This window comes from uncultured Paenibacillus sp., assembly GCF_963515335.1.
Taxonomy (GTDB): Bacteria; Bacillota; Bacilli; order Paenibacillales; family Paenibacillaceae; genus Paenibacillus_I.
In genome coordinates this window covers 1-12,507 of record NZ_CAUPYC010000050.1, presented here as the reverse complement: position 1 = coordinate 12,507, position 12,507 = coordinate 1, and the positions used below count along the sequence as shown (strand labels likewise).

Below are 12,507 nucleotides of genomic sequence, written 5' to 3'. Positions count from 1 at the left end.
TCATAAAGAAAGGTGGCTCCTATGAGTCCTCAAATAAATACATTAGCCGCCAAGAAACCGGTGTTGAAACGAGCCGTCATCAGCGCGGTACTGTCGGCGCTGTTTATGGGATTTGGGCAGCTTTACAACCGACAATTCATCAAAGGCATCCTGTATGTTGTTCTTGAATGTTTTGTGATCGTAGTTTGGTATAAACCTATCGTCAAAGGACTGTGGGGTTTATATACGCTGGGTGAACAGCCTCAGGTTCGGAGTGCACGGGGAAAGATCACCGAGCAGGGCGACCATTCGATTTTCCTCATGATTAATGGCGTTATTATCCTGATTGTCATCTTTATAATTCTCTTGATCTATATCCGCAATATCATCGACGCCCATAAAACGGCCACAATGATCGATCAGGGCGGGCAGCCTAAAACGTTTGCCGAATCTTTGCGGAATGCGTGGGATAACGGTTACGCCTATATTCTTCTGACACCCGCCTTTTTTTTCACGCTGTTCTTGACAATTTTGCCGCTCGCATTCGGCATATTAATCGCATTTACGAACTACGCTTCGCCGATTCTGCCTCCCTTAAAGCTCGTCGACTGGGTCGGTTTCCAGACGTTCGTCAACTTGTTCAAATTGGAGATTTGGAGCAATACATTCTATGGGGTATTGTGGTGGACGATAATGTGGTCGATTCTCGCCACTGTCACAACGTTTTTTACCGGTTTGTTTTATGCGGTCATTATCAACCACAAACGAATCCGTTATAAGAGGTTGTGGAGAACGATATTCATCTTGCCATGGGCAATACCGCAATTTATTTCGATTTTGATTTTCCGTAATATTTTTAATGGACAGTTCGGGCCTATAAACCAGTATCTAGCAAAACTAGGATTCGATCCGATACCGTGGCTTTCCGATCCAACATGGGCCAAAATAGCACTTGTAGCGGTCAACATTTGGTTTGGTTTTCCGTTCTGGATGGCGCTCATGTCCGGGGTGCTGACCAGCATCGACAGGGATATGTACGAAGCGGCCGAAGTGGACGGCGCAAGCGGATGGCAGAAGTTTTGGAAAATCTCGTTTCCGCTCGTCATGTTCGCGACCGCACCGCTCCTGATCATGGGTTTTGCCGGCAACTTCAATAACTTTAACATGATTTATTTGTTCACGCAGGGCGGACCGGCCAACATTGCATACAGTTACGCCGGATCGACGGACATTCTGATCTCCTGGATTTACAAGCTTACGCTCGAACAGAACCAGTACAACATGGCATCTGTGGTATCCATCCTGATTTTCGTGATCGTTTCCATTTTCTCTGTTTATAATTTCCGGAGAACAAGAGCCTTTAAAGAAGAGGATATGATACAATGACGAACCGTGCGCGAACCAAACAATCCCTGTCGGTTGGCATGAGAGTCCGGGAGAATCTGGTTGTTACGTTCATTTACCTGATTCTGATTCTTACCGCCATTTTTGTCCTCTACCCGGTCATTTGGATCGTGATCGGTTCGATGAACCCGGGGAATACGCTGTTCAGCAGCGCTTTTATTCCGGATCAGTTGACGCTGGCTCATTACAAAGCACTGATTGAGGAAACGGATTATTTGCTCTGGTACAAGAACACGCTGTTCATCGCAACCATGAACATGCTCATCTCCACCTTCCTGATTGTCACATCGGCGTATGCCTTCTCGCGGTTCCGCTTCCCCGGCCGCAAAAAAGGGCTGATGACCATGCTCGTGCTGCAGATGTTTCCCGGATTCATGGGCATGATCGCCATTTATATTTTGCTGCTGCAGCTAAATTTGCTTGACAACCACTGGGGCTTGATCCTTGTGTACGCCGGCGGTTCCATTCCATTCGGAGCCTGGCTCGTAAAAGGGTATTTCGACGGACTGCCGCGCAGTCTGGAGGAAGCTGCTAAAATTGACGGGGCTTCGAATACGACCATCTTTTTTAAGGTTATGATGCCGCTGTCGGTACCGATTCTAACCTTCATCGCGGTCAGTAACTTTATCGGACCCTGGATGGACTTTATTTTTGCGCGTCTCGTACTCCGCTCCAATGAAAATAAGACGCTGGCCATCGGCCTTTTCGAGATGGTGACGGGCAGAGGAAACACCGAGTTCACCCGATTCGCCGCGGGCGCGGTACTTGTGGCCATTCCGATTACGGTGCTGTTCCTCTTCCTGCAGAAGTATATTATCGAAGGTTTGAAAGCGGGAGCCAATAAAGGATGATCGGAGGTTATGTCCGGTGTCCAGATTAACGAAAGTATTTTTATTTATCGCTGTTGTCATATCGCTGGCTATCATGTCGTTTTCCGCTTTGACGTTATGGGTCGGCATGCAACAGCCGCAGTAACCTGCCTGTCATTTGCAGGACGAATCCGACACTCGGGAGCGTGTATTCTTTTGCTTAAAGAGGCTTTGCTGCATGTCGCCGATCAACCGTTTGCTTTTGCGGTGGGCGAGCATGAATTGAAAGTGAGATTGCGTACGAAAAAAGGAGACGTTACCCGCTGCAGTCTTCTGCACGGGGACCGATACCAATCCGAGGGCCGTGAGAGCAGCCTGGCTTTGTCGAAAGTGGCTTGGGATGAGCTGTATGAGACCTGGCGGGAATCATCTTAAAGCTTCCCTACCTTGAGGAATTAGGGACCAACGTCATTTATATGACCCCGGTGTTTGCGTCCACCACCAACCACAAATACGATACGACCGACTATTACAGCATCGATCCCCAATTCGGCGATTTGGACACGGCGAAGTTCCTGGTGAGCGAAGCGCACACGAGAGGAATACGGATCATCTTCGACGCCATTTTCAATCACTGCGGGGATACGTTCTTCGCGTTCCAGGATGTATTGAAGAGCGGCAAGGCTTTGAAATATGCCGATTGGTTTTTTATCGAGGATTTTCCGATCGTCCAGCGCCCGAAAACGAATTACGAGACGTTCACCAACGATGTCTTCACGATGCCAAAGCTCAATACGAAGAACCCGGAAGTGCGGGAGTATTTGCTCAAGGTAGCCCGTTACTGGATGGAGGAGGCGGGAATTGACGGATGGCGCCTGGATGTGGCGAACGAGGTGGATCACGATTTCTGGCGCGCATTCCGTATCAGGCGGCCGGCCTGCTCATCAACAACAGTCCGCGGGAGCAGGAAGTGAAGGTTTCCTTTCCCTGGAAAAAAGATGGGGACACGGTGACGGAGTTATTAACCGGGCGCGAATATAAAGCAGCGGATGCCGTAACAATTCAAATCGATCCTTACGGATACATGGTCTTCAAATAGAAAGGGTGTTACTACGTATAGTGAAAGGAATTAAACGGAGTGCGATAGGCTTTGCCTTCTTGGCCGTGATGGTAGCGGCCGGCTGCAGCGAAACCGGGAATGAATCGGGCCGAAAGACAGGACGGAATGAAGCACGGACGGAAAGTCCGGCGGCGGAGGAACGACGCTTGCCGGAAAGCGCCAAGCCGGCCAATGCCGGTGTCGATGTCGATGAACAGCCATCTACCGTCTTTTATGAAATTTTCGTCCGTTCTTTTTATGATTCGAACGGAGACGGAATCGGGGATTTGGGCGGCGTTATCGAGAAGCTGGATTACTTGAACGACGGCGATCCCGATACGGATACCGATCTTGGCGTGGGGGGAATCTGGCTCATGCCGATTAACCCTTCTCCAAGTTACCATGGATACGATGTAACGGATTATTACGATATCAATCCGGAATATGGGACGCTTGAAGACTTCAAGCGATTAACCGAAGAAGCCCGCAAGCGCGGCATAAAAGTGATTATGGATTTGGTGGTGAACCATTCCAGCTCGGAGCATCCCTGGTTCACGGATTCGAAAAATCCGGACGGCAAATACCGCTCTTGGTACACATGGAAGAACAAGGACGAGAAAGTGGAAACGGCCAGTGCCACTGGCAGCGGTAACGCCTGGCATTCGTATGGCGACAGCAAGTACCTGGGAACCTTCTGGGAGGGCATGCCGGATCTAAACTTGGACAATCCGGAAGTCAGGCAGGAAATGATCAAGATCGGCCAATTTTGGCTTAAGCAAGGCGCGGACGGTTTCCGCCTGGATGCGGCCAAACATATTTTCATTGACACGCAAGCCGACTATAGCAACGAGGACAAGGCTGCCAAAAACATCACATGGTGGAACGAATTCCGCAAGGGCATGGATGAGGTAAATCCCGAAGCATACATCGTGGGTGAAATATGGGAAAATTCCCCGGTAACGGTCGCGCCTTATCTGGAACCGTTTGATTCGGGATTTAACTTCGGGCTTGCGCAACAGCTGGTGGACCTGGCGAACAGGGAGCGGGGCGCGGATTTGGGCTTTTCCATTGCGCGGGCCTATGGTTTGTTTGCCAAGGCGTCAAACGGTGCCTTTATCGACGCCCCTTTCCTGAGCAACCATGACCAGAATCGGGTGATGAGCGTACTGGGAGGAAATGTGGATCGAGCCAAAGTGGCCGCCTCTTTGCTGCTGACGATACCCGGAAATCCTTTCATCTACTACGGCGAGGAGATCGGGATGCAGGGCATGAAACCGGATGAGTTTATCCGTGAGCCGATGCTGTGGTATGAAGAACCTAAAGCGGGGCAGACGACTTGGGAAAATACGAGGAACAACAGTGAAACGCTTTCCGTGGAACGGCAATCGGGCGATCCGGAATCGCTGCTCAGCCATTACCGCAAGTTGATCGGTTGGCGGAATGAAGTGAAAGCGCTGCGTGACGGAAGTATCGCCGACTATCCGAGCGACAACGATAAAATGACGGCATTCGTGCGGATGACGCAGGACGAGCGTGTGCTCGTGGTACACAATATGTCGGGAGAAGAACAAAAGCTTACGCTGCGCGACCAGAACGAGTTCACGAACCTGCTGTTGTTTACAAAAGAAGGCAGTGCGTTGGGTGAAGACGGTAAAAGCTTAACGCTTCCCCCATATAGTTCCGCAATTTTGAAGGAATGACATGCTCTGTTCCGGAGCTGGACAAATGGATTCGCCGTCGTCTTCGTATGGTTCAAATGCGTACGGTTATGTAAAAGGCGCATGCGTTCGCATGCGCCTGCTCTATTTGCGCTTGGCTGCCGCTTCGCGCTTGTAGATCCGGTAGCCGTAAGGCTCGAGCGTCAGGTCGAGCAGCCCGTTCAGGGTGGCGGCGGGCTCGTCCGACCATGCGTCACGCCAGCGGCCGGGACCGAGTGTGAGCACGGCGGACGATTCGGCATTCCGGTTGTTGACGACGATGACGAACCGTTCCTTGTCGTCGCTGCGGCTGTACGCCAGCACCTTGCCGCCGGCTTCCGCCTGCACGACTCCGAAATCGCCGGTGCGAAGCGCCCGGGAGCCGGTGCGGAGCGCGATAAGCCGTTTATAGAACCCGAACAGCTCGCGGTCCTGCTTCTCTTCGTCCCACTCCATGCACTTGCGGCAGCCGGGATCGGCGCCGCCCGTCAAGCCGATCTCGTCGCCGTAATACACGCACGGCGCCCCCGTGACGGTAAACTGTACGAGCGCCGCCAGCTTCATCAGCGCCTTGTTGTTCCCGCACAGGGTCAGCAGGCGGGGCGTATCATGGCTGTCGAGCAGGTTGAACGCCGCTTCGGCAACCTTCGTAGGGTAGGCGGCCAGCAGCCGGCCTATCGCGTCCGCGAAGCCTTTGGCGTCGAGCTTGCGCTCGACGAAGAAATCGAGCACGGCTGTCGTGAACGGATAGTTCATGACGGCGTCGAACTGGTCGCCCTGCATCCAGGCTAACGGATCGTGCCAGATTTCACCGAGAATGTAGGCGTCCGGCCTGACGCTCTTCACCGTGTCGCGGAAGGAGCGCCAGAAGCGGTGATCCACCTCGTTGGCGACGTCGAGACGCCAGCCGTCGATGCCGACCTCCTCCAGCCAGTAACGCGCGACGCCGAGCAGATAAGACTGAACATCAGGGTGCTCGGTATTGAATTTGGGCATATGGCGCTCGAAGGCGAACGTTTCGTAGGTCGGGATGCCGTCCTTCGCGTCGAGCGGCCATTCCCTGACGTGAAACCAGCCGGCATAAGGCGACGACTCGCCGTTCGCAAGGCAATCCACGAACGGCGGGAACGAGCGTCCGGCATGATTGAATACGGCGTCCAGCAGGACGCGGATGCCGCGGGCGTGGCATGCCTCTACGAGCTCTTTAAGCTGCTCGTTCGTGCCGAAGGCGGGGTCCACCTTGTAGTAATCGCGGGTATCGTACTTATGATTCGTAGGCGCCTCGAATACCGGTGTGAAATAAATCGCGTTGATGCCGAGTTCCGTCAGGTGGTCGAGCTTGTCGAGCACGCCCTGGAGATCGCCGCCGAAAAAGTTGGCCGGCGTCGGTTCCCCGCCCCACGGCTCGGTGCCATTCGGGTCGTTCGACGGATCGCCGTTGGCGAAGCGCTCGGGGAAAATTTGATAGAACACCGCATCCTTCACCCAGGCCGGCGGCTCGAACACATCGGCGGGGTTGATGTAGGGAAAGTCGAAGAAACGCAGCGGCTCGGCCGCCTCCTCGGCCTCGAAGCCCTGCTCCGTCAGCCACAGACGTAAGTCGCCGTCGTCGAGCCGGAAGGCGTAGCGCAACCGGCGGAACGGCGGCTTCACGAACGCTTGCCAATAATCGAACAAGGCGTCCGACGCCAGCTTTCTCATCGGCTGCAGCACCTTGGTGCTTTTCCAATCGTACTTGTCTCCTGCGAGCACGTGAACGGATTTCATATCGTCCCGTTTCGTCCGGATCCGCAGTTCCACCGTTGCGGTGTCATACGCGCTTGCCCAGTTCAGCTTCGGGCGGTGTTCGATCGCTTCGAGCAGCATAATGGCAGTCCTCCATATCGTCGGCAAAATAAAAAAGATACAACCCTCCGTCATGCAACGAGGTTGTACCTTTACGGTAGCATTGCCTTTAAATTGGTTATTGCGGCAACCCGATTATATCAAATTGCCCGATGTCCGGCAATAACGGAATAATCGTGTAAATTGCGGGGCAAGGCTTGCTTTTAGCCTTGACTTTCCCCGGCATCGGAAAGACAATAATAGGATAGAATGAATACGAAAGGTAATGAGGGATTGCCATGCGGGAACATCCGTTGTTGACGAAAGAGGAGCTTGCGGCGCTGCTGGAGGACGATGCTGCGGGAAAGGCCGGCCTGCCGGACACGGACGTTTCCGCGCCCGCCGATCATTCCTGCAAATCTTTGCTGGTTGCCGTCCATGCGTTGACGGCGAAGGTCGATTATTTGGAAGGGCTTGTCAGGGATTTGAGACTGCAAGCGCTTCGCACGGATAGCGCGGACGGACGCGGCGGCACAGCCGCAGACGAACACGCCGGTCGGCTTGCCCCATTGCCGATCGCGGAAGCCGGCGATAAGGCCGGACCGGGAGAAGCGTCCCGGTTAAGCCGGCTGGAACGGTTCGGCCGCAGAAACCGAACCGTTTGATATCGAACGAACCCACAACGTCCCAATGGCGGCATTCAGGCCGTCATTGGGACGTTTTCTCTTGGCTTTCATTCGTTAAATGGTCTGCCGTTAACCCGTCGCCGCTGCCCGCATCCGTAAATGCCGTGACGGGCTTTAAGCGGCCCGCATAGCATAAAGCGGGGACAAGAATACCGATCGCAGGGAGAGGGAGGCCGTTATGAACAGAGAACAATTTGTTGCGGCGTTGGCGCCGCTTGCTATTCGTGCCAGAAGCGAGGGATCCCCCTTTTTTCCATCGGTCCGTTTGGCGCAAAACCTGCTGGAGACGGGCGGCGTCATTCATCCGTGGAACAACCTTGGGGGAATTAAGGTCGGCGACGGCAGGCGCACGCCTTATTGGCGGGGACGAGCCGTGAACAAACGCACCTGGGAGGTTTACGACGGCGAGCGCGTCGACGTGTCCGCCGACTTTCGCGCTTACGATTCCGTCTACGACTATTACAAGGATCAGGATTTGCTGATGCAGCGGCCGCGTTATGAGCGCGTGCGCCTTGCCGCAACGCCGGAAGAGCAGGCGCGGGCGCTTCAGGCAACCGGCTATGCGACCGATCCGCGGTATGCCGACAAGCTGATAGAGCTTATCCGGGCTTACGATCTGAAACGATTCGATGAGCCGGTCCGGCCGCCGCAGGACGAGCCATTGACCGTCACTGTCGAAGTGAACGGCGAGGACGTCGGGAAGGGATTTGTCGTCGACGGCCAGACGTGGGGGCCCGCACGCCTCGTCGGTACACGGTTGGGCGCGCAAATCGGCTGGAACGGCCAAGAGGTGACCGTGAACGGAACCGTTCAACCGACATTGGTTATAGACCGGACAGGATACGTTCCGCTCCGCGCGCTGGCGGAATCCCTCGGAGCCCGGGTGCATTGGGACGGCGACCGGCGGACAGTCCGAATTGACATCTAGAAGGAGGGGATATTCATGCAATGGCAATGGTCGGTGGGGGCTCTGGCGACCGTCTGCGCGCTGGCCGGCGCGGCCGTCACGTTCGCGTTCGGCGGCTGGACGGAGGCGCTGACGGTGCTGATCGTGGCCATGGGAGTCGATTATATAACGGGCGTTGCGGCGGCCCTGCGTCAAAAGCAGGGGCTCAGCAGCAACATCGGTTTTTGGGGGCTTGCCCGCAAAGGGCTGACGCTGCTCGTGCTGCTGCTCGCCCACCGGCTGGACGTGCTGCTCGGAACGGGCGACATGGCCTTGGGAGGCGCGACATATTTTTACTTGGCCAACGAGCTCATTTCCGTCGCGGAAAACTACGGACGTCTCGGCCTGCCTTTTCCGGAACGGCTCCGCGTATTGATTGCGGCGCTCAAGGACCGAAAGAAAGACGGGGAGTGAACGATCGCGCTGAGGGATGATGAGGAAGGGCAAAAATTAACGGCCGACGCCACTTGCGAACACGTGTTCGATCGGACTATAATAAAAACAAACGTTCCTGTTTGGAGGGGTGGCCGATGGTCACGGGAAGCAGTGACAGGGCGGGAGGCACCGGGATCGAGAGCCGTCCGCCGGTGCAGACGAAGGAAGAGCTTGCAATGGTGAAGCGCTATGTTCTGCTGGGCATCGTAATGCGAATTCTCGACAACGATATCGGGGTCGTAGGCTCCTCGGCGGCGAAGCTTCCGCGCTTCTACGAGTCGATGCTCAGGGGACTGCAGGATCGGGTGCTGCTCGAGATGGCGGCCATCCGCAAAGGCTTTCGCGAATCCGGCATCAAGGTGTACAACGAGCGGCGCGAGACGGACGGCTTGACCGCGGAGTACGTATGCCGCGGCTATCATCATCGTTTTACGATGCGGTGGGGATTCGTCAAAACCGAAGCGGAGCGTCTTTTGAAGGGGTATTTTCCGGGCTGAAAAGTTCATGATTTTGTCAAAAACGCGAAAAAACTTTTAACCGCGGAAAGTTTAAGGTTGAGAAGAAGCGGCGATCTTAGGTAATATAAGGAGTAGACATTACGTGTAAAGGGGAGCGCGAATAAATGCACAAATGGATAATGTTCGCCGTCTTCATCGGAGCTTCCGTCCTGGGGCTGTATCTGCTGACATTCGGACTTCCCGAGAAGCCCGTCGATGAATCGGCCGGCCTTCCTGAAGGCATGACGCTGATGCAAGTTGAAGCGTCCAACGACTTCGTATTCGACCAACCGGAATATCGAGTCAAGCAAGGCGATATGGTCCGCCTCGTTCTCAAAAATAAAAGCGGTATCCATGGCCTTGGAATTCCCGACTTGGGCATCGATCTTAAGGGAGATACCCTGGAGCAAGACGTCACATTCGACAAAGCGGGCGAGTATGAAATCGTCTGTACCGTTCCATGCGGCGTGGGGCACGCCAACATGAAATCGAAGTTGATTGTAGAGAAATAAGCCGAGTCATTTACCGTATCATCCACAACAAAAGGAGCCGTCAGGCTCCTTTTTTCATGCGTTGCCTTGCAATCAAGCGGTCGGCCGCGTAACCGATCAGCGCATAGGAAACAACCGTCAAGGCATACATGAGCATAACGCTGACATTGTGGACGTCCGCAATCAAATCGACGAACCACGCCGGTATGCTGAACATGAAAAAGAACAGGTTATGCGGGTCGTAGCCCGTGTAATTATACAAGCTCAATGCCAGTGCGAACAGCGTCGCGATTAACGTCACCCGATATTGCATGCCGCCGGCCTCCGATCTCATAACGTAAAGATTGCCCAAGACTTCCGTATCGGTTATTATGTGACAAAAGGGCATCGGCCATTCGTCGCGGGATTGACGACGGCTTGGACGAGTCCGGAAAGATGCGAATGAAGGAGTGGAAAACCATGATTACCCATATCGTGTTGTTCAAACTGAAGGATCGCGGAGCTGAAAGCATCGCTCGTACGGCCGGCGTGTTGAAGGCGATGGAGGGCAAGATCGACGAATTGAAGCATCTCGAGGTTGGAACCGATATTGTGCATTCCGAGCGCTCGTACGACATCGCGCTTATTACGAAGTTCGAGTCGATGCAGGCGCTCGAAGCGTATCAGGTGCACCCGGTGCACCGAAAAGTGATCGAACATATGCTGGAAGCCCGCGAATCGTCGGTCAGCGTCGATTTCGAGAGCTAGAATACGGGACGGAACAAGAGGTTGCCGAAATGAGAGATGTTTATGAAATGATGACCTATCTGCTGGTCATTATTATCAGTTGTATCGTCATGGCCGCTTGGCTGAAACGGAAAGCGCGAAAAAAGAAATCGTAAAGGGCGGAGACGTCGGCATGTATTACGTAAACCGCGAACAGATCGCGCAGCGGCTGCGCTCGGTTCCCGACGTCGCGGAAGCGTTCCGGACGTTGGCTTCCGAATGGAACGGCACGCTGCTTCAAGGGCTCGCGCAAGAACGGGCGCTTCATCTCGCCATTGAGATCGTCACGGACGTCGGCAGCTGTCTGATCGACGGATTCATTATGCGCGATGCGAGCAGCTATGAGGATATCGTGGAGATTACAGGCGGCGAAGGCGTATTTCCGGAGGCGCTCAAGGAAACGCTGCTCGCTTTGGTTCGGCTGCGCAGGCCGCTCGTCCAGGATTACTATGAATGGCCGAGAGAAACGCTGCATCCGCTTGCCGCCAAGCTTTCGGGCGCGCTGCCCGCATTCAAGGAAGCGGTGGAATCGTATCTGGAACGAGAATTGGCTTGACGGCGCCGCTGTCGGGCAATGATTTACGAGCAAGGGAAAGTGGGTTACAATAGCGGTAATCGATAGGCGGCGCTTGAAGGGAATTGGTGCGCGCGTTGCGTATTCGGAGGTGAAGCGGTTGGGGACGGCAGATAAAGACGAACAGACGCCCGAATACGGAACACGGCATGACGGATCTACCAGGCAAGCCGTGTTAAAGCTGTTGAAAACGAAAGGGCCCGGCACGGTCGGCGAATTGTCGCGGACACTCGGTTTGACCGAGATGGCGGTCCGAAGGCATTTGAACGCGCTGGAACGGGACGAGTACGTGACGCCCCGCGTTATCCGGCAGGGGATGGGCCGGCCCGCTTACATTTATGAACTGACGGAATACGCAGAGCATTTTTTTCCAAAAAATTACCACGTTTTGGCACTGGATTTGCTGGAGGAACTCGAGCAATCGGAGGAAGCGGACGACTTGGTCACCCGGTTGTTTGAGGGGCGCAAGCGCAAGCTTCTCGAACGTTATGTCTCCCGCATGGAGGGCAAACCGCTCGCCGAGCGGGTAGAGGAGCTGGCGGCCATCCAGAACGCCGGGGGCTACATGGTGGAAGTCGAGAATCATGACGGCGCGCCGCGCAAGGACGGGCAGGCCGTCTACGTGCTGCATGAATATAATTGCCCGATCGCCCAGGTGGCGGGCCGCTATCAACAGGCCTGCAGCTGCGAGCTGGCGCTGTTTGAAGATTTGCTCGACGCAGCCGTCGAACGGACCGAATGCCTGGCCAAAGGCGGCGGCAAATGCAGCTACCGTATTACGGCTGTTCGTTAACGGCGCAGACGCCCCCTTTTATCCTACCAATCAGACTTCCGATGGGAGTCTTTTTTGTGTCTGCGTATGCGGTCCGACATCGCCGTGCACTGCTGTTAATGCGCGTTTGCCGGGCTTGTATATGTCTTTCAATCTCCTTATGAGCATTATCCCTTTCTTTCAGGAAACGGGTCTGACGAGATCAGCTTGAGTAGATCGGATAACTAACCGTTCTTCTCATTATAGAGAAATATCGACATTGGTCTACGCTTGAAATTGCTGTTGCACCGAGCGCGACCAGACGCGTATCCCGCGCCCCGAACTGGCGCACTCTCACAGTCGTTCCTTTCCGCAGAACTTGCGGTACCTGTTCCTTTATGCGTTTTGGTGCAGCTTCAGATATTCTTGCCGCTTTTAATTCCGGTCGTGGCGGTTGCCGTGGGATGAGCATTCCCAAGCACGAAGGGATACGTCACCCTGCGCGTTTGCTTAACTTGCGCAATTTTGACGCCTTCTTTTGGCTCCAAAA

Annotated in this window: 15 protein-coding genes; 13 read left to right on the top strand and 2 right to left on the bottom strand. The window is 54.6% G+C overall.

The window, feature by feature from the left end; translation table 11 throughout:
- Positions 1-21 precede the first annotated feature (21 nt).
- The 5 genes from RWM61_RS14765 to RWM61_RS14745 all read left to right on the top strand — a co-directional run bounded on the left by RWM61_RS14765 (position 22) and on the right by RWM61_RS14745 (position 4,991).
- A complete protein-coding gene (locus RWM61_RS14765) occupies positions 22-1,365 on the top strand; it encodes a sugar ABC transporter permease (protein ID WP_314002116.1) in 1,344 nt (447 codons plus the stop codon).
- The gene (locus RWM61_RS14760) at positions 1,362-2,234 is read left to right on the top strand and encodes a sugar ABC transporter permease (protein WP_314002114.1); all 873 of its coding nucleotides are present in this window, start codon (positions 1,362-1,364) and stop codon (positions 2,232-2,234) included. The genes RWM61_RS14765 and RWM61_RS14760 overlap by 4 nt, the downstream gene beginning before the upstream one ends.
- 9 nt (positions 2,235-2,243) lie before the next feature.
- On the top strand, positions 2,244-2,627 hold the full coding sequence (locus tag RWM61_RS14755; RefSeq protein ID WP_314002112.1) for an alpha amylase N-terminal ig-like domain-containing protein: 384 nt from the start codon (positions 2,244-2,246) through the stop codon (positions 2,625-2,627).
- Positions 2,609-3,166: an alpha-amylase family glycosyl hydrolase gene (locus tag RWM61_RS14750; protein WP_314002151.1), complete on the top strand. Its 558-nt coding sequence runs from the start codon at positions 2,609-2,611 to the stop codon at positions 3,164-3,166. Before RWM61_RS14755 ends, RWM61_RS14750 begins: the two co-directional genes overlap by 19 nt.
- A 292-nt stretch (positions 3,167-3,458) precedes the next feature.
- Complete coding sequence (locus tag RWM61_RS14745; protein WP_314002110.1) at positions 3,459-4,991, top strand: alpha-amylase family glycosyl hydrolase; 1,533 nt, start codon at positions 3,459-3,461, stop codon at positions 4,989-4,991.
- Between the two features lie 102 nt (positions 4,992-5,093).
- On the opposite strand, the gene RWM61_RS14740 is transcribed toward RWM61_RS14745, so the two are convergent.
- Positions 5,094-6,854 carry an alpha-glycosidase gene (locus tag RWM61_RS14740; RefSeq protein WP_314002108.1) on the bottom strand — a complete coding sequence of 587 codons (1,761 nt, stop codon included), beginning with the start codon at positions 6,852-6,854 and terminating at the stop codon, positions 5,094-5,096.
- Positions 6,855-7,111: 257 nt separating this feature from the next.
- Between RWM61_RS14740 and RWM61_RS14735 the strand changes: the two genes are divergently transcribed.
- From RWM61_RS14735 to RWM61_RS14715, 5 genes are all read left to right on the top strand, one after another.
- On the top strand, positions 7,112-7,477 hold the full coding sequence (locus tag RWM61_RS14735; RefSeq protein WP_314002106.1) for a hypothetical protein: 366 nt from the start codon (positions 7,112-7,114) through the stop codon (positions 7,475-7,477).
- 199 nt (positions 7,478-7,676) lie between these two features.
- Complete coding sequence (locus RWM61_RS14730) at positions 7,677-8,426, top strand: glucosaminidase domain-containing protein (RefSeq protein ID WP_314002105.1); 750 nt, start codon at positions 7,677-7,679, stop codon at positions 8,424-8,426.
- Positions 8,427-8,441: 15 nt separating this feature from the next.
- A complete protein-coding gene (locus tag RWM61_RS14725) occupies positions 8,442-8,858 on the top strand; it encodes a phage holin family protein (protein ID WP_314002103.1) in 417 nt (138 codons plus the stop codon).
- Positions 8,859-8,974: 116 nt separating this feature from the next.
- Positions 8,975-9,376: a hypothetical protein gene (locus RWM61_RS14720; RefSeq protein WP_314002101.1), complete on the top strand. Its 402-nt coding sequence runs from the start codon at positions 8,975-8,977 to the stop codon at positions 9,374-9,376.
- A gap of 125 nt (positions 9,377-9,501) precedes the next feature.
- The gene (locus RWM61_RS14715; RefSeq protein WP_314002099.1) at positions 9,502-9,888 is read left to right on the top strand and encodes a cytochrome C oxidase subunit II; all 387 of its coding nucleotides are present in this window, start codon (positions 9,502-9,504) and stop codon (positions 9,886-9,888) included.
- A 40-nt stretch (positions 9,889-9,928) separates the two neighbouring features.
- Here RWM61_RS14715 and RWM61_RS14710 read toward each other — a convergent pair whose 3' ends face one another.
- Entirely contained in the window at positions 9,929-10,180 is a 252-nt protein-coding gene (locus tag RWM61_RS14710) for a hypothetical protein (RefSeq protein WP_314002097.1), read from the bottom strand.
- A 146-nt stretch (positions 10,181-10,326) separates the two neighbouring features.
- Here RWM61_RS14710 and RWM61_RS14705 point away from each other — a divergent pair, with 146 nt between their 5' ends.
- The 3 genes from RWM61_RS14705 (at position 10,327) to RWM61_RS14695 (ending at position 11,999) form a co-directional block, all read left to right on the top strand.
- Complete coding sequence (locus RWM61_RS14705) at positions 10,327-10,614, top strand: Dabb family protein (protein WP_314002149.1); 288 nt, start codon at positions 10,327-10,329, stop codon at positions 10,612-10,614.
- Between the two features lie 151 nt (positions 10,615-10,765).
- A complete protein-coding gene (locus RWM61_RS14700; protein WP_314002095.1) occupies positions 10,766-11,188 on the top strand; it encodes a HepT-like ribonuclease domain-containing protein in 423 nt (140 codons plus the stop codon).
- Between the two features lie 118 nt (positions 11,189-11,306).
- Entirely contained in the window at positions 11,307-11,999 is a 693-nt protein-coding gene (locus RWM61_RS14695; protein WP_314002093.1) for an ArsR family transcriptional regulator, read from the top strand.
- Positions 12,000-12,507: the final 508 nt, after the last annotated feature.

What these genes read in the sequence shown, in the direction of transcription:
- RWM61_RS14765 (WP_314002116.1), top strand. Translation starts at nt 22, where the DNA reads ATGAGTCCTCAAATAAATACATTAGCCGCCAAGAAACCGGTGTTGAAA.
- RWM61_RS14760 (WP_314002114.1), top strand. Translation starts at nt 1,362, where the DNA reads ATGACGAACCGTGCGCGAACCAAACAATCCCTGTCGGTTGGCATGAGA.
- RWM61_RS14755 (WP_314002112.1), top strand. Translation starts at nt 2,244, where the DNA reads ATGTCCGGTGTCCAGATTAACGAAAGTATTTTTATTTATCGCTGTTGT.
- RWM61_RS14740 (WP_314002108.1), bottom strand. Translation starts at nt 6,854, where the DNA reads ATGCTGCTCGAAGCGATCGAACACCGCCCGAAGCTGAACTGGGCAAGC.
- RWM61_RS14735 (WP_314002106.1), top strand. Translation starts at nt 7,112, where the DNA reads ATGCGGGAACATCCGTTGTTGACGAAAGAGGAGCTTGCGGCGCTGCTG.
- RWM61_RS14730 (WP_314002105.1), top strand. Translation starts at nt 7,677, where the DNA reads ATGAACAGAGAACAATTTGTTGCGGCGTTGGCGCCGCTTGCTATTCGT.
- RWM61_RS14725 (WP_314002103.1), top strand. Translation starts at nt 8,442, where the DNA reads ATGCAATGGCAATGGTCGGTGGGGGCTCTGGCGACCGTCTGCGCGCTG.
- RWM61_RS14720 (WP_314002101.1), top strand. Translation starts at nt 8,975, where the DNA reads ATGGTCACGGGAAGCAGTGACAGGGCGGGAGGCACCGGGATCGAGAGC.
- RWM61_RS14715 (WP_314002099.1), top strand. Translation starts at nt 9,502, where the DNA reads ATGCACAAATGGATAATGTTCGCCGTCTTCATCGGAGCTTCCGTCCTG.
- RWM61_RS14710 (WP_314002097.1), bottom strand. Translation starts at nt 10,180, where the DNA reads ATGCAATATCGGGTGACGTTAATCGCGACGCTGTTCGCACTGGCATTG.
- RWM61_RS14705 (WP_314002149.1), top strand. Translation starts at nt 10,327, where the DNA reads ATGATTACCCATATCGTGTTGTTCAAACTGAAGGATCGCGGAGCTGAA.
- RWM61_RS14700 (WP_314002095.1), top strand. Translation starts at nt 10,766, where the DNA reads ATGTATTACGTAAACCGCGAACAGATCGCGCAGCGGCTGCGCTCGGTT.